The organism is Rummeliibacillus pycnus (genome assembly GCF_050459865.1).
Lineage (GTDB): Bacteria > Bacillota > Bacilli > Bacillales_A > Planococcaceae > Rummeliibacillus > Rummeliibacillus pycnus_B.
On sequence record NZ_JBCMNM010000080.1, the window covers coordinates 1 to 21,601 of the forward strand.

26 protein-coding genes are annotated in these 21,601 nt (G+C 35.2%); 25 read left to right on the forward strand and 1 reads right to left on the reverse strand.

Annotated features, from left to right (window positions below; genetic code table 11):
- Nucleotides 1–892: 892 nt before the first annotated feature.
- From tmk to rsmI, 9 genes are all read left to right on the forward strand, one after another.
- Entirely contained in the window at nucleotides 893–1,519 is a 627-nt protein-coding gene (gene tmk, locus ABE048_RS16005) for a dTMP kinase (protein WP_430312274.1), read from the forward strand.
- Between the two features lie 73 nt (nucleotides 1,520–1,592).
- Nucleotides 1,593–1,922, forward strand: coding sequence for a cyclic-di-AMP receptor (locus ABE048_RS16010; RefSeq protein ID WP_430312275.1), 330 nt, complete (start codon nucleotides 1,593–1,595; stop codon nucleotides 1,920–1,922).
- Between the two features lie 20 nt (nucleotides 1,923–1,942).
- On the forward strand, nucleotides 1,943–2,380 hold the full coding sequence (locus ABE048_RS16015; RefSeq protein WP_430312276.1) for a YaaR family protein: 438 nt from the start codon (nucleotides 1,943–1,945) through the stop codon (nucleotides 2,378–2,380).
- A gap of 63 nt (nucleotides 2,381–2,443) precedes the next feature.
- Nucleotides 2,444–3,448, forward strand: a complete 1,005-nt coding sequence (gene holB / locus ABE048_RS16020; RefSeq protein ID WP_430312277.1) for a DNA polymerase III subunit delta' — start codon at nucleotides 2,444–2,446, stop codon at nucleotides 3,446–3,448.
- Nucleotides 3,441–4,259 (forward strand): PSP1 domain-containing protein, encoded by an 819-nt coding sequence (locus ABE048_RS16025; RefSeq protein ID WP_430312278.1) that lies wholly within the window; start codon nucleotides 3,441–3,443, stop codon nucleotides 4,257–4,259. The genes holB and ABE048_RS16025 overlap by 8 nt, the downstream gene beginning before the upstream one ends.
- A 22-nt stretch (nucleotides 4,260–4,281) precedes the next feature.
- On the forward strand, nucleotides 4,282–4,641 hold the full coding sequence (gene yabA, locus ABE048_RS16030; protein ID WP_430312279.1) for a DNA replication initiation control protein YabA: 360 nt from the start codon (nucleotides 4,282–4,284) through the stop codon (nucleotides 4,639–4,641).
- 69 nt (nucleotides 4,642–4,710) lie between these two features.
- Nucleotides 4,711–5,460 carry a tRNA1(Val) (adenine(37)-N6)-methyltransferase gene (locus ABE048_RS16035; protein WP_430312280.1) on the forward strand — a complete coding sequence of 250 codons (750 nt, stop codon included), beginning with the start codon at nucleotides 4,711–4,713 and terminating at the stop codon, nucleotides 5,458–5,460.
- A complete protein-coding gene (locus tag ABE048_RS16040) occupies nucleotides 5,444–5,713 on the forward strand; it encodes a GIY-YIG nuclease family protein (RefSeq protein ID WP_430312281.1) in 270 nt (89 codons plus the stop codon). The genes ABE048_RS16035 and ABE048_RS16040 overlap by 17 nt, the downstream gene beginning before the upstream one ends.
- On the forward strand, nucleotides 5,710–6,585 hold the full coding sequence (gene rsmI, locus ABE048_RS16045) for a 16S rRNA (cytidine(1402)-2'-O)-methyltransferase (RefSeq protein WP_430312282.1): 876 nt from the start codon (nucleotides 5,710–5,712) through the stop codon (nucleotides 6,583–6,585). Before ABE048_RS16040 ends, rsmI begins: the two co-directional genes overlap by 4 nt.
- 197 nt (nucleotides 6,586–6,782) lie before the next feature.
- On the opposite strand, the gene ABE048_RS16050 is transcribed toward rsmI, so the two are convergent.
- Complete coding sequence (locus ABE048_RS16050) at nucleotides 6,783–7,061, reverse strand: AbrB/MazE/SpoVT family DNA-binding domain-containing protein (protein ID WP_430312283.1); 279 nt, start codon at nucleotides 7,059–7,061, stop codon at nucleotides 6,783–6,785.
- A gap of 354 nt (nucleotides 7,062–7,415) precedes the next feature.
- On the opposite strand from ABE048_RS16050, the gene metG reads away from it, so the two are divergent.
- The 16 genes from metG (at nucleotide 7,416) to ABE048_RS16130 (ending at nucleotide 21,519) form a co-directional block, all read left to right on the forward strand.
- The gene (metG, locus tag ABE048_RS16055; RefSeq protein ID WP_430312284.1) at nucleotides 7,416–9,386 is read left to right on the forward strand and encodes a methionine--tRNA ligase; all 1,971 of its coding nucleotides are present in this window, start codon (nucleotides 7,416–7,418) and stop codon (nucleotides 9,384–9,386) included.
- 270 nt (nucleotides 9,387–9,656) lie between these two features.
- Nucleotides 9,657–10,427, forward strand: a complete 771-nt coding sequence (locus ABE048_RS16060; RefSeq protein WP_430312285.1) for a TatD family hydrolase — start codon at nucleotides 9,657–9,659, stop codon at nucleotides 10,425–10,427.
- A gap of 141 nt (nucleotides 10,428–10,568) precedes the next feature.
- Entirely contained in the window at nucleotides 10,569–11,564 is a 996-nt protein-coding gene (locus tag ABE048_RS16065) for a 3D domain-containing protein (RefSeq protein WP_430312286.1), read from the forward strand.
- A gap of 369 nt (nucleotides 11,565–11,933) precedes the next feature.
- On the forward strand, nucleotides 11,934–12,503 hold the full coding sequence (gene rnmV / locus ABE048_RS16070) for a ribonuclease M5 (protein ID WP_430312287.1): 570 nt from the start codon (nucleotides 11,934–11,936) through the stop codon (nucleotides 12,501–12,503).
- Complete coding sequence (rsmA, locus tag ABE048_RS16075) at nucleotides 12,496–13,377, forward strand: 16S rRNA (adenine(1518)-N(6)/adenine(1519)-N(6))-dimethyltransferase RsmA (protein ID WP_430312288.1); 882 nt, start codon at nucleotides 12,496–12,498, stop codon at nucleotides 13,375–13,377. The genes rnmV and rsmA overlap by 8 nt, the downstream gene beginning before the upstream one ends.
- Nucleotides 13,378–13,525: 148 nt before the next feature.
- Nucleotides 13,526–13,789, forward strand: coding sequence for a biofilm formation stimulator Veg (veg, locus tag ABE048_RS16080; RefSeq protein WP_430312289.1), 264 nt, complete (start codon nucleotides 13,526–13,528; stop codon nucleotides 13,787–13,789).
- A 151-nt stretch (nucleotides 13,790–13,940) separates the two neighbouring features.
- Entirely contained in the window at nucleotides 13,941–14,105 is a 165-nt protein-coding gene (locus ABE048_RS16085) for a small, acid-soluble spore protein, alpha/beta type (protein WP_430312308.1), read from the forward strand.
- A gap of 303 nt (nucleotides 14,106–14,408) precedes the next feature.
- Nucleotides 14,409–15,275 carry a 4-(cytidine 5'-diphospho)-2-C-methyl-D-erythritol kinase gene (gene ispE, locus ABE048_RS16090; protein ID WP_430312290.1) on the forward strand — a complete coding sequence of 289 codons (867 nt, stop codon included), beginning with the start codon at nucleotides 14,409–14,411 and terminating at the stop codon, nucleotides 15,273–15,275.
- A 56-nt stretch (nucleotides 15,276–15,331) separates the two neighbouring features.
- Nucleotides 15,332–16,162, forward strand: a complete 831-nt coding sequence (purR, locus tag ABE048_RS16095; protein WP_430312291.1) for a pur operon repressor — start codon at nucleotides 15,332–15,334, stop codon at nucleotides 16,160–16,162.
- Entirely contained in the window at nucleotides 16,162–16,533 is a 372-nt protein-coding gene (locus tag ABE048_RS16100; RefSeq protein ID WP_430312292.1) for a RidA family protein, read from the forward strand. Before purR ends, ABE048_RS16100 begins: the two co-directional genes overlap by 1 nt.
- 346 nt (nucleotides 16,534–16,879) lie before the next feature.
- Nucleotides 16,880–17,173 (forward strand): septation regulator SpoVG, encoded by a 294-nt coding sequence (spoVG, locus tag ABE048_RS16105; RefSeq protein WP_430312293.1) that lies wholly within the window; start codon nucleotides 16,880–16,882, stop codon nucleotides 17,171–17,173.
- A 358-nt stretch (nucleotides 17,174–17,531) separates the two neighbouring features.
- Nucleotides 17,532–18,902, forward strand: coding sequence for a bifunctional UDP-N-acetylglucosamine diphosphorylase/glucosamine-1-phosphate N-acetyltransferase GlmU (gene glmU / locus ABE048_RS16110; RefSeq protein ID WP_430312294.1), 1,371 nt, complete (start codon nucleotides 17,532–17,534; stop codon nucleotides 18,900–18,902).
- Between the two features lie 23 nt (nucleotides 18,903–18,925).
- The gene (locus ABE048_RS16115) at nucleotides 18,926–19,885 is read left to right on the forward strand and encodes a ribose-phosphate diphosphokinase (RefSeq protein WP_430312295.1); all 960 of its coding nucleotides are present in this window, start codon (nucleotides 18,926–18,928) and stop codon (nucleotides 19,883–19,885) included.
- 123 nt (nucleotides 19,886–20,008) lie between these two features.
- Nucleotides 20,009–20,419, forward strand: coding sequence for a MarR family winged helix-turn-helix transcriptional regulator (locus tag ABE048_RS16120; RefSeq protein ID WP_430312297.1), 411 nt, complete (start codon nucleotides 20,009–20,011; stop codon nucleotides 20,417–20,419).
- Entirely contained in the window at nucleotides 20,403–20,744 is a 342-nt protein-coding gene (locus ABE048_RS16125; RefSeq protein WP_430312298.1) for a DUF3147 family protein, read from the forward strand. The genes ABE048_RS16120 and ABE048_RS16125 overlap by 17 nt, the downstream gene beginning before the upstream one ends.
- A gap of 163 nt (nucleotides 20,745–20,907) precedes the next feature.
- Nucleotides 20,908–21,519 carry a 50S ribosomal protein L25/general stress protein Ctc gene (locus ABE048_RS16130; RefSeq protein ID WP_430312299.1) on the forward strand — a complete coding sequence of 204 codons (612 nt, stop codon included), beginning with the start codon at nucleotides 20,908–20,910 and terminating at the stop codon, nucleotides 21,517–21,519.
- The last annotated feature ends 82 nt before the right edge of the window (nucleotides 21,520–21,601 follow it).

Sequence of the window (21,601 nt, forward strand, 5' to 3'; positions counted from 1 at the left end):
AGGACGTTGCTAGGCACACACATTAAGCACAACTGATTATTCAGTTGTGCTTTTTTATTTGCTAACTTTTTTATAGTTTTAACATTTAGTTAGTCATGATTTATACTTTAATTAGGTAAACGTTGTCTTTAAATTATTTACCAGGAAATAGTATAAATGCTTTAAAATATAGAGCCTATACTATTTATTTGAGAAAAAACACTAGAAAAATGAAGGTGTGCACTCCTATGATTCTGTACCTGATAAATTGTTATTCTGTATAAACATAAGATTTGCCGGAAAAGCTGGCAGTTGAGATTCGCAGTGAAAGGGTTTTTTCGATAAATAACCACAAGAGCACCGTGGAAAGGCTGAACATGAATACGCTGGGGAGATATTATTATATTTTACTCCAACTTTTCTCATTGAACTAAAATAGTATTCTGATTGTGGTTTCGAAGGAACAGAAGAAGTGTTCTCTAAAAGGTAAATAATATTTGATGAAAAAATTAATTTGATGTGCAAAGGAGTCCATATATGCTAAAGAAAAAATCTATCTTTAAGACAACAGTAGTAATTGTCACATTCATTGTAACGCTTCTTACATTAAATAAAAAGGTAAAGTAAGTGATAAATAGATTATATTTTGCCATATTAGCCAGTGACATTAAATAACCTATACAATATAAAGAAATAGGTAACTCTTTTGATGGGATTCATTATATTGCTAAAAGTTCAAATGGTACAAAATAGATGGATAGTTATAGCACAAATATGAGATAAAGCGAAGGTTATTTTCCTCAAAAAGGGTATGTTCAGGTTTTATAGCATATTTTAGCACAAGCAATAGTATTATTAATTAGAACCAATCATGTATAATGGAATGTAATAGTATATATGAGAGGGTTTAGTCATGACGAATAAATTATTTTTTACATTTGAAGGACCAGAAGGTGCAGGAAAGACTACAGTACTCAAGATGGTTGTTAGTAAATTACAAGATGAGGGAAGAGAAGTAGTAGCAACACGTGAACCAGGTGGTAGCGTCATTGCGGAAGAGATTAGACAAGTTATTTTAAATCCGGCACATACAGAAATGGATGCAAAAACGGAAGCATTATTATATGCTGCAGCAAGAAGCCAACATTTTGTTGAAAAAGTAGAACCCGCTCTAAAACAGGGAAAAGTTGTTTTATGTGATCGCTTTATTGATTCTTCGTTAGCATATCAAGGTATTGGACGCGAATTAGGTATTCCTGGAGTAAAATCTATCAATGAATTTGCTATTGGTGATCGTATGCCAGATATGACGATTCTTTTTGATCTAGATCCTGAAATTGGATTAGCTCGTATTAATAATCACAAAGAACGTGAAGTAAATCGTTTAGATGTGGAAAGTCTAGCATTCCATCAAAACGTAAGAAATGCATACTTGAAATTAGCTGAGGAATTTCCTGAAAGAATCTATATAATTGATGCAAGTAAATCATTAGAGGAAGTTTTTCAAAGTGTCTGGAAAATTTTAAAAAATGCATTGTAAAGTAAATGAAGAGATACGTTGGATTGTGTTATAATTATAAGTGTACCTATATACATTAGAGGAGTGAATGCCGATGAAATTAGTTGTGGCAGTTGTACAAGATCAGGATAGTAACCGTCTTTCAAACGCTTTAACGAAAAATGGATTTCGCGCAACAAAATTGGCCAGTACAGGGGGATTTCTCCGTTCAGGGAATACAACTTTCTTGATTGGTACTGAGGATTCACTAGTTCAAAAGGTATTAGATAATATTCGCGATAATTGTCGTTCACGTGAACAAATGGTGGCACCTATTTCGCCAATGGGTGGAAATGCAGATGCCTATATTCCATATCCAGTAGAAGTTGAGGTAGGAGGAGCAACCGTTTTCGTTTTACCAATCGAACAGTTTCATCATTTCTAGGAGACGGAGGAGACAATTAAGTGAAGATCAACCAAGATCTGCGTATTGGATTGGATACAACTAGACAAAAACTACCGAATCACCAACCAACGACGCGATTTGGAGATTTAGTTGTAAATTCAGGACAACGTATGCAGACAGAACAAATAACAAAATTATTAGGCGATATTTCAACAGCAGGCGACCGTATTGCAAAATCTAAAAACTTACGTGATTTAGCCAAGTTTAAGATGTTAGTTAAACGCTTTTTAAAAGAAGCCGTTTCCTATGGTATGGAGCTGAAGCAATCCCATACTTGGAATCGATTCGGCGAAGGTCGACGCTTGAAAATAGTAGATACAATTGATGAAAAACTGATAGAGTTAACAGAAGATGTTCTAAACGAGGAAAAAGATTCTGTTGACTTATTAGCTAAAATAGGTGAGATTAAAGGTTTATTGATCAACCTTTATACTTAAAGCCCCGTGTCTTTCGGAATTCCGGACACGGGATTTTTTCAAACAATGAAAAGGTGTTGAATGATGATGCATACAGCTGAAGAGCTACGTAATTTACAACCAGTAGTGATGAAGCAGCTCCAAATAATTTTTGAAAAAAGCAGAGTGGGGCATGCGTACATATTTGAAGGCGGAAAAGGTACAGGAACTGAAGAAATTATGCTGTTCTTTGTCCGTTTGCTATTATGCGAAAATCCACAAGATAATGTTCCATGTGAAACATGTCGAAGCTGCCAGCGCATTAAATCAGGAAATCACCCGAATTTTCACCAAGTATATCCTGAAGGGCAATTCATTAAAGTAGATGCAATTGAAGATTTGCTAAATGAGATGAGTAAGACAGGATTAGAAGCAGGACGTAAAGTTTATGTAATTCATAGTGCAGAACGGTTAAATGTAAAATCGGCCAATAAACTATTGAAATTTTTAGAGGAGCCTGAAGGAATTGTAACAGCTTTATTTGTAACACAAAATATTAACGCAATTATTCCGACGATTCGCTCACGCTGTCAGCATATAAAATTTCAGGAAATTCCAAGGAATGCAATGATGAGGGAATTAGTTGCCGACGGGATTACGCAGTCTATGGCCGCAACAGTAAGTATGGTGACAAGTGACTTAGAAGAAGCATTTTCTCTATCAAAAGATGATGCGTTTGCACAGGCTAGAAAAACAGTGTTAAAATTGGTTGAAGCAAACTTTAGAAATGTACATGAAGCAATGCTAGTTGTACATGAAGATTGGTTACCTCTATTTAAAGAAAAAGAGCAAATAGAATTGGCATTAGATTTAATGCTATTTGCTTTCCGAGATATAGTAGCAATTAAGGCAAATCCAGAGGCGATGTGTACGTACCCTGATTTACTTTCAACATGGAAAGAGGCAGCACTTCACACAAGCTTCGATAAGCTATCATCGCAATTGCAGGCAATATTAATTGCTCGCAAACAATTGCAAAGTAATATGAATAAGACGTTGATGATGGAGCAGCTAATGCTGAATCTGCAGGAGGGAAAATCCTTTGTATAAAGTAGTAGGTGTCCGCTTTAAAAAAGCGGGTAAAATATATTATTTTGACCCTGGAGATTATTCTCTAGAAAAAGGTCAATATGTTATCGTAGAGACAGCTAGGGGTATTGAATATGGAAAAGTAGTTGTCTCTATGAAACAAGTTGGAGAAAACGATGTTGTTTTGCCACTTAAACAGGTAGTTCGACCAGCAAATGAACGTGACCGCATTCAAGTAGAAGAAAATGCAATTGAATCGAAACGTGCCTTTGATTTAGCAACAGAAAAAATACTAGACCATGTATTAGAAATGAAATTAGTTGATGTTGAATATACATTTGATCGCAATAAAATTATCTTCTATTTCACTGCAGAAGGTAGAGTCGATTTTAGAGAATTAGTAAAGGATCTTGCAGCTATTTTCCGCACACGTATTGAACTAAGACAAATTGGTGTACGTGATGAGGCGAAAATGCTAGGTGGTATAGGGCCTTGTGGAAGAATGTTATGCTGTTCAACATTTTTGGGAGATTTTGAGCCTGTATCAATTAAAATGGCTAAAGATCAAAACTTATCACTTAATCCTTCAAAAATTTCAGGTTTGTGCGGACGTCTAATGTGCTGTTTAAAGTATGAAAATGATGAATACGAAGAGGCTCGTGAACAAATGCCAGATATAGGTGAAACGATTTCAACACCAGATGGCAGAGGTAAGGTAATTGGATTGAACATATTAGAACGAGTGCTTCAAGTTGAATTATTTGAGGAACAACGAATCTTAGAATATACATTGGATGAAATATTACAATATGAAAATAGTTCAGTCCAATAGAGGGGATAATGAGGTGGCTTGAGTGAAGGACCGTAATTTCTTAGATACTGTTATGGAGTTCGAACAACAGCTTGAATCGATGCAAAAACAATTTGAGGCATTGAAGAAATTTGTTGCACTCATGATGGAAGAGCATCAAACACTACAAATGGAAAATCATCATCTTCGCACACGTTTAGAAGAAGTTCTTTCTGTAAAAATAGAAGGACCTGATGAACCAAATGCTGAGGAAGAGAAACAAGAGATAATTGATGTAGGTGAAGGCTACGATAATTTGGCTCGACTATATCATGAAGGATATCATGTTTGTCATGTCCATTTTGGTAGTTCGAGAAAAGGTGAGGATTGTTTATTCTGCCTATCATTTTTAAATAAACAATAATTGGTAAAAAAGGCTGATTCCATGTTAATTAGTGGATGTCAGTCTTTTGCTATGTTGGAGGGTAAATGAATGGAGCAATGGTTGAAGGAAGATGAAAGAATGGATTATTTATTAGCAGAGGATTTACGTATTATTCAAAGTCCATCTGTCTTCTCATTTTCATTGGATGCCGTGTTATTATCAAAATTTGTTAGTGTTCCGTATCAAAAGGGAAATCTCGTAGATTTATGTGCAGGTAATGGTGCGATTCCATTATTTTTAAGTGCACGTACAAAAGGTCATATTACGGCAGTTGAGTTACAAGATCGACTAGTGGATATGGCAAATAGAAGCGTGCGATATAACAAATTACAAGAACAAATTATGATCATGCAAGGTGATGTTCGTACAATCGCCCATGAATTAGGTGTTGAAAAATATGATGTAGTAACATGTAATCCACCCTATTTCCCTGCAGATGAAGCAAGTGAAAAAAACTTAAAGGAACATGTAGCTATTGCAAGACATGAGATTTATTTAAAATTGGATGAAATGATCTATTCTGCTAGTAAGCTTTTAAAGCAAGGTGGAAAGGCAGCATTTGTACATCGACCAGGTCGGTTACTTGATATCGTAACAGCAATGCGTGCTAATCGTATAGAACCAAAACGGATTCGCTTTGTCTACCCAAAGGAAGGTAAAGAAGCAAATACATTATTAATAGAAGGAATTAAAGATGGCAAACCTGATTTAAAGATATTGCCACCATTATATGTATACGGGGTAGATGGTGAATATACTGCTGAAGTGAGAGAAATGCTATATGGCGACAAGCAATAATCAAATCATGTACGTATTAGAATGTGCGGATGGTACTTACTATACAGGATATACAAATGATTTAGAAAAGCGTGTTGCTGTACACAATTCTGGCAAAGGTGCAAAATATACACGAACAAGAAGACCTGTAAATTGCATATATTTTGAATCATTTGAAACAAAGCGCGATGCAATGAGTGCAGAGTATCATTTTAAACAATTAACGAGAAAACAAAAGACGGACTATATGGCAACAAGGAGTGATGCTGAGTGAAATCACAGAAAAGTTCAATGCATGAAGAAGGTAGTTGCTTATACTTAGTAGCGACACCAATCGGCAATTTGGAAGATATGACGATGCGTGCGATTCGAATTCTAAAAGAAGCAGATATTATTGCGGCAGAGGATACACGTAATACGAAAAAGCTTTGTAATTATTTTGAGATAGAGACACCATTAGTAAGTTATCATGATCATAATCAAGAACAAGGGGGAGAAAAGTTACTTCAATTTTTGCGTGAGGGGAAAACAGTAGCTCTTGTAAGTGATGCAGGTTTACCATGTATTTCAGATCCAGGAGCAGATATTGCAGCAAAGGCAATCGAAGAAGACTTTGCTGTGGTTCCTATTCCAGGAGCTAATGCAGCAATCACGGCTTTAATTGCTTCGGGTCTTGTACCTCAACCATTCTTTTTCTTTGGTTTTTTAAGTCGTTATAAAAAGGACCGTAGAGATTCATTGGAATTATTGAAAAAACGTCATGAAACCATTCTATTTTATGAAGCACCGCATCGTTTAAAAGATACTTTAAAGGATATGCAAGCTATATTTGGCAATCGTCGCATCGTCCTTGCACGTGAATTAACAAAGAAATTTGAGGAATTTTTACGAGGTACCCTAGATGAGGCAATTGAATGGGCAAATAACAATGAAATACGTGGAGAGTTTTGTTTAGTAGTTGAAGGTAATTTAAATGAAGAAGAAAGCGATGAAAAAAATTGGTGGGATCAACTATCAATTGTAGAACATGTTGATAAACTTATTTTTGATCAAAATATTACTTCAAAAGAAGCAATTAAAGAAGTCGCAAAAGTACGTAATTTGGCAAAAAGAGACGTATACCAACAATATCATATTGAAGATTAAAGAGGATTGCGCCATACATGTGCTGAAGGCATGAGAGCCTGAATCCCAAATAAAAGAAAAAGCCCATCCGAAATGGCGAATATTTCGGATGGGTTTTTTGATTATATAAAATCACATTTGAAAACAAGGTAAGGTAATAAAGTAAATATTGATTTATTATTGTATATCTTGTTGCTCGAATTGATTTGTCCAAGAAATTATTTAGTTAATTTTCCTTGGATTTCTTTCATAAGGATTTGTGCACCTTCTGGGCTAAGGATTAAGTTACCTCCAGCTAAACGGAAGTTATCATCAGATACTTCACCAGTTACAGCACAAGTCATATTAGGCATATATTTTTTTAAGATGATTTTATCATCATCCACGTAAATTTCTAAAGCATCTTTTTCAGCGATACCTAAAGTACGGCGAAGCTCAATTGGAATTACCACGCGACCAAGTTCATCAACCTTACGAACAATACCAGTAGATTTCATAACAAGAGTTCCTCCTATATTTTCTAATATTATTTTTCGTCAAATTTCGACATAAACTCTGTGTCTGTTGTATATCATACCAACTAATGACATAAACGTCAATTATTTTTGCTTGTATTTTAAACGTTTTTTCAAAATATTTCCGTTCTTTAAGGATATTAATCATATGAATTTGTTTTATTTTATACAAAACGAGCATTTCCATACGGTTTTTTGCTTAGTTTTCTAGATAATTTTGTTATTAAATATCATTCGACAAAATTAGACAAATTCGAGTTAATAAACTTTAATTGAAAGGTTTTTCGTACTCCGATAGAATAGGGAGTATACTGTAAAGCACTGGAGGAAGTTTTCGTGACAAATGAAAAGAAAACATTCTATATTACTACACCAATTTACTACCCAAGTGGTAAATTCCATATTGGTACGGCGTATACGACTGTAGCTGCAGACACAATGGCTCGCTACAAACGATTACGTGGCTATGATGTTCGATTCCAAACAGGTATGGATGAACACGGCCAAAAGATTCAAGAAAAGGCAGAAGAAGCAAACAAAAATCCGAAAGAGTATGTTGATGAAATTGCAGCAGCAGCAAAGGAACTTTGGAAGTTAATGGACATCTCTTACGATGACTTTATCCAAACAACAGAAGAGCGCCATACTAAAGCTGTAGAGAAAATTTTCAAAAAATTCTTAGAGAACGGCGACATTTACAAGGGTGAATATGAAGGATGGTATTGTACACCGTGTGAATCTTTCTTTACAGATACACAACTAGACAATGGTAATTGTCCTGATTGTGGCCGTCCTGTTCATCGTGTAAAAGAAGAATCTTACTTCTTTAATATGAAGAAATACGCAGATCGTCTTTTAAAATATTATGAAGAAAATCCTGGATTCATTGAACCTGAATCTCGCAAAAATGAAATGATAAACAATTTCATTAAACCAGGATTAGAAGATCTTTCTGTATCTCGTACTTCTTTTGACTGGGGTATTCGTGTTCCTGGAGATCCAAAGCATGTTATTTATGTTTGGGTTGATGCTTTAACGAACTATCTAACAACATTAGGGTATGACACAGATCATGACGAAGACTACAAAAAATATTGGCCAGCAGATGTTCATGTAGTCGGTAAGGACATTGTGAGATTCCATACAATCTATTGGCCAATTTTCTTGATGGCTTTAGATTTACCACTTCCTAAAAAAGTATTCGCACATGGCTTCATTATGATGAAAGATGGTAAAATGTCGAAATCTAAAGGAAATGTTGTTTACCCTGAAATGTTGATTGAACGTTATGGTTTAGATGCGACTCGTTATTTCTTGTTACGTGAATTACCATTTGGTCAAGATGGTGTCTTCTCTCCAGAATCATTTGTCGAAAGAACTAATTTCGACCTTGCGAATGATCTTGGTAACTTATTAAACCGTACTATATCTATGATGAATAAATATTTTGATGGTATCATTCCAACTGATGGATTAGAACCTACAGAATTTGATGATGCACTTCATGCACAAGCAAAAGAAACACAAGCTAAATATGAAGAAGATATGGAAAAAATGCAATTTAGCGTCGTATTAGCAGATGTTTGGGCACTAGTTTCACGTACTAATAAATATATAGATGAAACACAACCATGGGTACTTGCAAAAGACGAAGCACTCACTAATCAACTTGCAACAGTGATGTATAACTTAGCTGAAAATCTACGTCGTGTAGCAATCATGATTCAACCATTTATGACAAAGGCACCTAAAGAAATTGTACGTCAGCTTGGTTTATCGGAAGATTTACTTACATGGGATTCATTAAATGAAGAAAATATTCTACCTTCAGGTACAAGAGTAATCGACAAAGGTGTTCCTATTTTCCCTCGTTTAGACGCAGAGGAAGAAGTAACCTATATTCGTGATCAAATGCGTGGATCTGTCAAAATTGTCGAAGAACCTAAAAAAGAAGAGAAGAAAGAAGCAGCTCAAGAAGAAGTACCTGAAATTACAATTGATGATTTCATGAAAGTCGATTTACGAGTGGCAACAGTAACAGCTTGCGATAAAATTCCAAAAGCTGATAAATTATTAAAAATTCAATTGGATTTAGGTTTTGAACAACGTCAAGTTGTGTCAGGTATTGCGGAATATTATAAACCAGACGAGTTAGTAGGACGTAAAGTAATTGTTGTAGCAAACTTAAAACCAGTAAAACTTCGTGGTGAATTATCACAAGGGATGATATTAGCTGGTAGTAAAGATGGCATTTTATCATTAGCAACTGTAGATGAAAAATTAGATAATGGTGCCAAAGTTAAATAATTTATCCAACCTATCAAATATAAAAACCTGCTGGGAACAAACAGCAGGTTTTTATATCTATAGAATCAAAAATAAAACAAATATTTATATAAAATTAATAAATTCGACCTTTTAAAACAGGTCGAAAGAATTAGTTGTAAGATGAATTTTTATGGTCATTAGGTATTAAGTATAAGTCGAAATGTAATATTTGTAATGAAAATGTAATTTAGCTGTGAACTCTGAAATGGTTTATTTAGCTAAAATGATAAACATGTGAGGAGAATGAATATGTTTATAGATACGCATGTACATTTGAATGCTGAACAATATGAAAATGATTTACAGGAAGTAATCGATCGCGCTCTAGCAGCCAATGTAAAAGAGATGGTTGTTGTTGGATTCGATCGACCAACGATTGTTCGTGCTATGGAATTAATCGAGAAATACGATTTTCTATATGCAGCAATTGGTTGGCACCCGGTAGATGCGATTGATTGCACTGAAGAAGATTTGCAATGGATTGAAAAGTTAGCAGCACACCCAAAAGTTGTGGCAATTGGTGAGACTGGGCTAGATTATTACTGGGACAAGTCGCCAAAAGACGTTCAACAAGAATTGTTGCGTAAACAAATTCATCTAGCAAAACGAGTAAATTTACCAATCGTGATTCATAATCGTGAAGCAACTGCAGATTGTGTACGTATCTTGCAAGAAGAACACGCTGAAGAAGTCGGCGGTGTGATGCATTGTTTTAGCGGTAGTGTAGAAACCGCTAAAAGTTGTATCGAGATAAATTTTATGATTAGTTTAGGTGGCCCTGTTACATTCAAAAATGCAAAAAAACCAAAAGAAGTAGCAACGGAAATTCCTTTACAATATTTGATGATTGAAACAGATGCTCCGTATCTTGCACCGCATCCATATCGTGGTAAGAGAAACGAGCCTTCGTTAGTACCATTAGTCGCTGAGGAAATTGCGCGATTAAAAGGTTTACCGGTTGAAGAAGTAGCGCAAAAGACAACTGAAAATGCGCATCGCTTTTTCAAAATTAAAGCTTAAAAAAAGAGTAAAATAAACAAACGTCTCCCACATTCACAGCAGGATCTTCAACTCTTTTGTAAATTTTTTGAAAATAACTTATCTGTTGACAGTCAAAAAAAGAGTCTATATAATCCAACGAGTGTTAAGGAGGCGTTTTTCATGTCAAATAATTCCATGAAAAAACTGTTCTTAAAGTCATTGAGGAATCAGCAAACAGCAAGGGGTATTATAACTTTTATGCTAACATTTGCTGTCGTAGTAGCCACCCTTTTTGTAGCTACTTTTAAAACCGTCAATGCGGAAGCAAACGGTTCACAACAAGAAAAACTTTTAACAAAAAATACAGTTAGTAAATTACATGCTAACAATTTCGCAATATCAACCTCATTGAATACGAATAATTCGTATGAACAGGAAATTAAGATTTACAAGAAACTTGTAGGAGCAACTTCGACTACGGTCGCTGACTTTTTAAAGCAACCCACAGTTAAGTCAGGAGAAAATAGCGAACTTCTAGATACTGAGAATACGCAAAATGCAAATGACACTAACGCATCTGACGTTCGAGTAGAAAAAGCCATCGATGTAGTGGAAGACTCTCATGATTCTGCAAATGAAAATTCTAACAAAGAGATTACACAAGTAAGTAAAGCAAGACAATATCATACAACAGGTACACTTAATATGCGTAAGGGCCCAGGAACAAAGTACAAAATTGTAAAAGTAATTCCAAAAGGTAAGAATGTTACGTATAAAGGACGCAAAGGATCCTGGTACAAAGTATCGTATAATGGTAAAACTGGTTATGTATCAAAAGCATATTTAAAATCAGGAGCAGTTAAAAAAGTTTCCAATTCTGTTGGTAGAGGGACTATGTATGTAACATCAACTGCGTATACAGCGTATTGTAATGGTTGTTCAGGAAAGACGAAAATTGGTATAGACTTACGAAAGAATCCTTATAAAAAAGTCATAGCTGTTGATCCAAAAGTGATACCATTGAGAAAAATGGTATATGTGAATGGATACGGTTTAGCTGTTGCAGGAGATACAGGTGGTGCAATTAAAGGTAAAAAGATTGATGTCTTTATGCCAACAAAAAAACAAGCCTATAACTGGGGCAGACGAACAGTAAAAATTACAGTTCAAGATTAATAAATGAAAAAATTAAAGCTTTCTTTTCCATACTGGAGAGGAGAGCTTTTTGTATGAACAAATACTTTAAGCCTTAACAAGCGGCGAGTACCTAAATTGATCGCGCGAGGATGATGTGTGATCCTGGATAAGAATAATAGTGGAGATGGATCATTCAGACGCGAAAATGATAAAAGCTTTCAATTCGAAAGTAATGTGGCTCGAGGGTTTAACAACGAAATATGATTAAAAATTAAAGCAAATGTAGCTTTTATGAACCGGTATTGAAACTCGATTACAATGTCTATTTCCCACCCGTTACTGTACAATAAGCATAGAATCGAAGTAAAATGGTCAAAGGAACTTTTTAGAAAAGAGGATTTGATATCCGTGGATATAAAAGAAATAATTGTCGTTGAAGGAAAAGATGATACGACAGCTATAAAACGGGCTGTGAATGCAGATACGATTGAAACAAATGGTTCAGCTATTTCAGAGGAAACTCTGCATAATATTCAACATGCCCAAGATGTACGAGGTGTTATTGTATTTACAGATCCTGATTATCCAGGTCGCAGAATTCGGGCTATTATTGAAGCACGTGTAACAGGTGTGAAGCATGCATTTTTACCAAAGAAACAGACCATTGCTAAAAATGGTAAGAGTTTAGGTATCGAACATGCTAAAGATGAGGATATTCGGTATGCATTATCAAAAGTCTACACACCAATAGAACCAGATCAAGAAACAACATGTACAATTACATTAGATGATTTAATTGTAGCAAAATTATTATCTCATCCTGACTCGAAAAGACGCCGTGACCGTTTAGGTGAGCTGTTGAATATTGGTTCTACTAATGGAAAGCAACTCGTTAAAAGATTAAAGATGTTTCAAATTACAGAAGAGCAATTTGGAAGAGCAATTGCACAGATAAATCAGGAGGAACAAGATGCATAAAGATATTGCAACACCTTTACGCACTCAAGAAATTTTAAAAAAATATGGTTTTTCATTTAAAAAAAGTTTAGGGCAAAACTTTTTAATCGATCCTAACATTCTACGTAACATCGTAAGTTATGCTGACTTAACGAAAGAAAGTGCTGCAATTGAAGTTGGCCCTGGTATTGGCGCATTGACAGAACATTTAGCACGCGATGCTGGAAAAGTTGTGTCTTTTGAAATTGACCAACGCTTATTACCGGTACTAGAAGATACACTAAGCCCATATGACAATATAAAAATTGTTCATTCAGATGTTCTAAAGGCCGATGTAGCTAATATTATTAAAGAGGAGTTATCTGATTTCGAAGATATTATGGTCGTAGCAAATCTTCCGTACTATGTAACAACGCCTATATTACTAAAGCTACTAATGGAGAACTTACCAATTCGTGGAATGGTCGTCATGATGCAAAAAGAAGTAGCAGATCGCATTTCAGCTGTACCTGGCACTAAAGCATATGGTTCTTTGTCCATTGCAGTGCAATATTATATGAAGGCAGAAGTGGTAATGACTGTACCAAAAACAGTATTTATGCCTCAGCCAAATGTTGATTCGGCTGTATTACGCTTAACACGTCATGCAGAGCCTCCTGTGGAAGTAATAGACGAATCATTTTTATTTGAAGTGACTCGTAGCTCATTTGCGCAACGCCGAAAAACGATTTTAAACAATCTACAATCTCAATTACCAAATGGTAAAGCTAAAAAAGAACAAATACTAATAGCTTTGACTGAAGCAAATATCGACCCGACACGACGGGGCGAAACTTTATCCATTGTAGAATTTGGATTATTGGCAGATGCTCTATATCCATATTTCAAAAAATAATCCATATATTAGTATAATAATTGAAAAAAATTAAATCTATATGAAAAAAGTGATTGACATGGCTTTGTTGGATTGTTAAAATATAATTTTTGTGTTGACATTAATCGCTGTATTATGTATACTAGTAATTAGTGAGGTGTAAGCGAAAATGCCAAAAACTTTAGCTGACATTAAAAAGTCGTTAGATTGTCATTTGGGTAGACGTTTGCAATTGAGAGCAAACGGTGGTCGCAAGAAAACGGTTGAGCGCGCTGGAATATTACGTGAAACATATCGCGCAGTATTTGTAGTTGATCTTGATCAAGACGAAAACGCTTTTGAGCGTGTGTCTTACAGCTACACAGATATTTTAACAGAAGCAGTAGAGATTACATTTGATGACGATGCAACAAAAGTTGCTGCAGCCAAATAAGTAAGTGCAATTATATTCAAATATTTTGTTTGGACACTTGTAGAACATTCTTTATTTTAAAAGAGTGTTTTATGAGTGTTTTTTATTTTTGAGGACATACTATCATGGTCAGTCGTTAAAGGAGGAATTTCGTTTGGCGAGAAAGTCAATTATGTCAGATCGTTTGAAAGTTGAAATCGCAAAAGAATTAGGCTTTTACGATACTGTAGAACGTGAAGGCTGGGGCGGAATCAAAGCACGAGATGCCGGTAACATGGTGAAGAAAGCCATTGAAATGGCAGAACGTCAACAAGCAATGGACGAAAGCCAAAAGTAGAGTAATCTATAAAATAAACGTACTGACAAAAAACAGTTCCCTCTAAGATATACAGAGGAGAACTGTTTTTGATTTGCTTACTGGTTATTTTATACAGAAGACTTAGTATCCAGCATAAACGCATGCAAATTAACAGTAAAGTTTAATAACGTCTTTGGTTTATGAATAACCATTATTGGGAAAGCTTTTACATATCAGTAGCTGAAGTATCTCAACTTACTTTTCGTGTGGTAGAATATAATTCAGTAAAAAGAACGGAGAACTACATCTTCTTTTTTATATTTTTCGGGAGGAGGCGGAGTTATGCTTTATGTAAAAGCACCTGCCAAAATTAATTTAACACTTGATGTACTATATAAACGCCCGGACGGTTATCATGAAGTTGAAATGATTATGACAACGGTTGATTTAGCCGATCGCGTAGGCTTAAAAAATCGCCATGATGGAGAAATTCAAATTCATTCGAGCAGTAATTTTGTACCTGATGATCAACGGAATCTAGCATATCAAGCAGCGAAGTTACTGCAAGATACATATAACATTCAAGATGGCGTATCTATTACAATTGAAAAGCAAATTCCTGTAGCTGCTGGATTAGCAGGTGGTAGCAGCGATGCAGCGGCTACATTAAAAGGGCTCAATACTTTATGGAATTTAAATCTCTCAATCGATCAATTAGCAGAGCTAGGTGCTAAAATCGGCTCAGATGTTTCATTTTGTGTTTATGGAGGAACAGCAATTGCTAGAGGACGAGGCGAAAAAATTGAGCATATTACCACACCACCAAGCTGTTGGGTGATTCTAGCAAAGCCAACAATTGGTGTATCAACAGCCGCAGTTTATGGCGGATTGAATATCGATGAAGTAGAACATCCAAATACGTTACAAATGAGACGCGCTATTGAGAATAAGGATTTTGCGTTAGTATGCGATACTGTTAGTAATGTATTAGAGAGTGTTACACTAAAGCTACATCCAGAAGTAGCCATAATTAAAGAACAAATGAGCCGATTTGGAGCAGATGCTGTATTAATGAGTGGAAGCGGTCCGACAGTTTTTGGTCTTGTACAAAACAAAGCGCGAGTAAGTCGTATTGTAAATGGTCTTAGAGGTTTTTGTGATGAAGTATATGCAGTACGTTTGTTAGGCGAAAGAGATATTCTTGCTTAAATGCGTATATTTGTGGTATTTTTTGTATAAAACATTCGTATTTAGGAGAGGATTTTATGAAATGGAAGCGTAGTGAGCGCCTTGTAGATATGACGCATTATTTAATGGAGCATCCACAGCAGTTAATCCCCCTTACATTCTTCGCAGAATTGTATCAGTCTGCAAAATCTTCTATAAGTGAAGATTTGTCAATTGTTAAAGATACATTTGAGGAAAGAGGGATTGGCCTTCTAGTGACGGTTCCAGGAGCTGCAGGGGGTGTTAAATATATTCCCAAAGTACCAGATGCAGCTGTAAAGGACGTAATACAAGAGTTGACAAAAGAGTTAAGTCATTCCGATCGTTTGTTACCAGGCGGATATTTATTTATGACTGATTTATTGGGAAATCCAGAATTGATAAATCGAGTAGGAAAGGTATTTGCCTCTGCTTTTTGCGATCAAGAAATAGATGTTATTATGACAGTAGCAACAAAAGGAATTTCAATTGCTCATGCGATTGCCCGACACTTAAATGTGCCAGTTGTTGTTGTACGTCGTGACAACAAAGTAACAGAAGGTTCGACTGTAAGTATTAACTATGTATCCGGTTCATCACGCCGTATTCAAACGATGGTCTTATCAAAACGTAGTATGAAAAGTGGCCAACGTGTACTGATTACCGATGACTTTATGAAGGTCGGGGGTACAATGAACGGAATGAAAAACTTATTGGAAGAGTTCGACTGTACTTTAGCAGGTATTGCTGTATTAGTAGAGTCTGAACATCCCGATGAGCGTTTAGTGGACGATTATTATTCATTAATAAAATTAAAAGAAGTAAATGAAAAAGATCGTACCATTGCTTTATGCGAAGGAAACTATTTTGAGAAGGGTGGAAATAAGTAATGAAAGAAGTAGCAACAAAAAATGCTCCAGCAGCAATTGGACCATATGTTCAAGGCATGATTGTGAATAATCTTTTTTATAGTTCAGGACAAATCCCTTTATCACCAACAGGCGAGTTTGTTGATGGAGACATCACAGAACAAACAAACCAAGTTTTCGAAAATCTTAAAGCTGTTCTAGCAGAAGCGGGTTCTTCTTTAGATAAAGTTGTAAAAACAACTGTTTTTATTGCTGATATGGAAGATTTTGCAGCTATGAACGATGAATACGCAAGACATTTTGGTGCTCACAAACCAGCGCGCACAACAGTAGAAGTTGCAAGATTACCAAAAGACGCAAAAGTAGAAATTGAAGTAATCGCATTAATTTAATTTTTTACTAGTTTTTTAATAATCTTTACAGAAAGTAATATATTAAGAAATTATTAATTAGAAGTAAAACAGGTCACGATAGTGGCTTGTTTTTTATTATAAGTAGAATATGCTCGATGCAAGCAAGAAGGGTATAAATGAGGCATCGCGTCTCTATTGCTCAATTGTAAACTATCTGTAAAAACCGTTGAATGTACATTGAATTGTAAATTTTTTTCTATAAATTTGAAAATAATTTTTTAAATTTTGAAAAAATTGTTTAAAATTAAGAAGGAAATAGTTATACTTTTCTTGAATATATGTAAATAGATTCTAATTAACATCCAAGATGAGAGGTGGTGAAAAAATGGAAGTAACAGATGTAAGACTTCGCCGTGTAGATACTGATGGCCGCATGCGTGCCATTGCTTCCATCACACTGGACAACGAATTCGTAGTGCATGATATCCGTGTCATTGATGGAAATACTGGCTTGTTTGTAGCAATGCCAAGTAAAAGGACACCAGATGGTGAGTTCCGTGATATTGCACATCCAATCAACTCGGGCACACGATCAAAGATACAAGAATCTGTATTAGCAGCATATGCTGATTCTAGTGAGGAAGAAGCGCAAGTACTTGAAGAAGAAAAAGCACAATAATATTTGAAATAGGAGCCATTCAATAATTGAAGCAGGCTCTTTTTTCTTTGTCATAAATTAGTATTCAAGAAGATAGTAATTTATGTATACGAAATTTAATAAATGAAGATAGTTTTAACTAATCCAATATGTTAAGAGTATAGAAAAAATGAGTTAATGGAGAAAATAAAAGAGAAGAATAACATTGGCTATTATTCATTAAAAAGGGGGAAAATTCAATTTTAATAGTAAAAAAGAAAAGAAATTATATAATAAATGTTTTTTCGTTGTTTTGTCAAGCTATAAAGTCTTGAAAATTAATTAAATTTACTATATAGTCTAAAGAGAAAATAATCTGCTTAAATGGAGGACTTACGAAATGACGAATATTTATGCCGTAATTTTGGCTGCCGGCCAAGGCACGCGTATGAAGTCCAAATTATATAAAGTTCTTCATCCGGTTTGTGGTAAGCCTATGGTTGAACATGTGGTAGATCATATTCGAGAATTGAATGCTGAACGTATCGTGACAGTTGTTGGTCATGGTGCTGAAAAGGTTCAAGAGCAATTGAAAGATAACAGTGAATATGTGTTGCAGGCTGAACAATTAGGTACAGCTCATGCAGTTCAACAAGCAGAGCCACTACTTGGTGATTTAGAAGGCACAACAATTGTTATTTGTGGCGATACACCATTGATTCGTCCAGAAACAATGAAAGCGCTATATGAATATCATGAAACAAACCAAGCAAAAGCAACAATTTTAACAGCAATAGCTGAAGATCCTACAGGTTATGGTCGTATTTTACGTAAGGATGATGGTCAGGTAGCTCAAATCGTCGAACAAAAAGACGCAACACCTGAACAACAAAAAGTAACCGAAATTAACACAGGAACATATTGCTTTGATAACAAGGCATTATTTGCTGCGTTGAAACTAGTCAACAATGATAATGCACAAGGTGAATACTATTTACCAGATGTGATTGAAATTTTGCAAAAACAAGGTGAAGTTGTAGCAGCTTATGTTACAGAAAACTTTTCCGAAACTCTTGGTATAAACGACCGTTTTGCTTTATCACAAGCAGAAGACATCATGCGTGCTCGTATTAATGAAAGTCATATGCGTAATGGGGTTACCATTATTAATCCATCAAACACATATATCAGCGTTGATGCGAAGATTGGTCGAGACACAGTTATTCAACCAGGTGTAATGGTTGAAGGAGCTTCTGTCATCGGAGAAGATTGTTTAATAGGACCTAATAGTCATATTCAAAATAGCCAAATTGGGCATCGAACTACAGTACATTCCTCTGTAGTAGAAGATAGCCAAATTGGTGATGATGTAGCAATTGGTCCATTCGCACATATACGTCCAGCATCTAATGTTGGTAATCATGCGAAAGTTGGTAATTTTGTAGAATTGAAAAAAACGACACTAGGCGAAGGTAGTAAAGCATCACATCTTACTTATTTAGGAGATGCGACAGTAGGTACTAACGTCAATATAGGTTGTGGCACAATTACAGTTAACTATGACGGTAAAAATAAATACCAAACAGTAATTGAAGATCACGCTTTTGTTGGATGTAACGCTAATCTGGTTGCCCCTGTCACAGTAGGCAAAAACTCATTTGTCGCTGCTGGCTCAACCGTTACAGAAGATGTTCCAGAAAATGCACTCGCTATCGGTCGTTCTCGTCAAGAGAACAAAGAAAACTATGTTAACAAATTAAATTTAAAATAATTAAAAATTAACAGGAGGCCATCATGCCGTATCAATATGCTAACTCAAATTTAAAAATCTTTTCACTAAATTCCAATGAACCACTAGCAGCTGCAATTGCTAAAGAAGTAGGTGTAGAATTAGGGAAAAGTTCTGTTAAACACTTCAGTGATGGAGAAATCCAAATCAGTATTGAGGAAAGTATTCGTGGTTGTGACGTATTTATCGTTCAGTCAACTTCAGCTCCAGTAAATGAAAATTTAATGGAACTACTTATTATGGTTGATGCTGTAAAACGTGCCTCTGCACGTACAGTAAACGTAGTAATGCCTTATTATGGCTATGCACGTCAAGACCGTAAAGCACGCTCACGTGAACCAATTACGGCAAAATTAGTGGCAAACTTATTAGAAACTGCTGGTGCAACTCGTGTAGTTGTTCTTGATTTACATGCTCCACAAATTCAAGGCTTCTTCGATATTCTTATCGATCATCTAATGGGTGTGCCGTTGTTATCTGATTACTTCAAACAAAAAGGTTTCAATCCAGAAGATGTTGTCGTTGTATCTCCTGACCATGGTGGCGTAACACGTGCTCGTAAAATGGCAGAACGCTTAAAAGCACCAATCGCTATTATCGATAAACGCCGTCCAAAACCAAATGTTGCAGAAGTTATGAATATCGTTGGTAATGTTGAAGGAAAAGTTTGTATCTTAATCGATGATATTATTGATACTGCTGGTACAATTACAATTGGTGCTGAAGCTCTTGTGAAAAGTGGAGCAAAAGAAGTGTATGCTTGCTGCACACACCCTGTATTATCAGGCCCAGCAATTGAACGTATCGAAAACTCTGTAATTAAAGAATTAGTTGTTACAGATTCAATTCAATTGCCAGAAGAGAAAAAATCACCAAAAGTTAAACAATTATCTGTTTCTACATTACTAGCTGATGCAATCGTTCGTATTTACGAAAACAAATCTGTAAGTAAATTATTTGATTAATTTTTAATAATAGTTTAGCTCCACATCTTATTACGGATGTGGAGCTTTTTTATATTGTTATTATATCGCATGTTACGATATAATCGTTATAATGGATATATAATTGTAGGGAGATAGGATAACATGAATAGATTAAATACGTATTTTACAACCATTTACTACTACTTACACCCGGAACATAAGCAGGTAATCTCTCATCAAAGCGTGCGCATTCTACAGTTTATTCAAAAGGAAGATTCTGTTACAGTACGCCATGTTGCCGAAAAACTTGGTATTTCACATAACACTGCGTCAGAGCATGTTAAAAAACTTGAACTAAATGGCTGGGTAACAAAAAATAGAGCTGAAAATGATCAACGCATTGTACATCTCCAATTAACAGATGAAGGTTTACATGTCGTCAGAGCAAATACAGAATTAGATGCAAACAAACTTTCCGATGTATTAGCAACACTGACGGTTGAACAACAACAACAAATTGAAGAAGCATTTCGATTATTAAGTGAGGCAGCAGAAAATGTACACAATCATTAAAATTGTAAGTTCGGCAGCTATTATTGGTTTAGTAACAGAGATAGCAAGACGCTTTCCAACATATGGAGGTATTATTGCTGCACTGCCTCTTATTAGTTTGTTAAGTATTATTTGGTTAACCGCTCAAGGACAAAATAAAGTAGAAATTCAGCAATTTATGTGGGGAGTTATTATAGGTTTACCAGCAACCTTTGCTCTATTAATTGCTGTCTATATTGCAATGAAAAATAATTTGCATATTGGATTCTCAATCGGTATCGGCATTATTTGTTGGGGACTATTTTTAAGTGCACAGAAATGGTTGTTTCTTATAGCGAAGCTGTAAAATGAGAGGCTTTCTTCATTATTTATTCTTCAAATTTTACAACTATATTATTCACTAAGAAGTAATTTCTCTATTACGAAGCTAGAAAAATGTTTCATTCCTAGGATAAATGGGCACATTGAGTGATGTGGTTATTTCATTTTAAGGAGGAGGCAAAATCTATATGAATACTATAATCCATGCACAAAAACGTGAGGTCGGAAAGCGTTCTGTAATGTCGGCCTTAAGAAACAATGGCTTTGTGCCAGCGATTGTATACGGGTATCAAATAAAGTCAACTTCAATTGCAATTAATGTAAGAGAGTTTGAGAAAACATTACGAAGTGAAGGAAAAAACGCCTTAGTAACTTTAGATATAGAAGGCAATCAAATTAAAGCAGTTGTAAATAATATTCAAAGAGACACTATAAAAGATAAGCTAATGCACTTAGACTTTTTAGCAGTTGATATGTCAAAGTTAATTGGAATTGAAGTACCTGTTATTCTGAAGGGACAAGCGATAGGAGTAAAAGGTGGTGGAGTTTTACACCAACCAAATCGTACAGTAAAACTAATTGTAAAACCTACCGAAATTCCAGAAAATATTGAAGTAGACGTTTCAGGATTGGAAATTGGTAAAAGTTTAACGATTGGGGACATTCGCAATCAAATTAAGCATACGATTGCTGGTGATGATCAAATACTATTGGTTTCTGTATCAGCTCCTACTGTAAGCATTGAATTAGAAGGTTCTGTTTCAGAAAATGCCTCTATAGATGCCGATAAAGCAGTATAGTTAAAGTTTATTAACTTTCCATAAAGACTATTGTTAAAAATTTAAGGCCTTACGTTTCTTAATAGAAGCGTAAGGTTTTTTG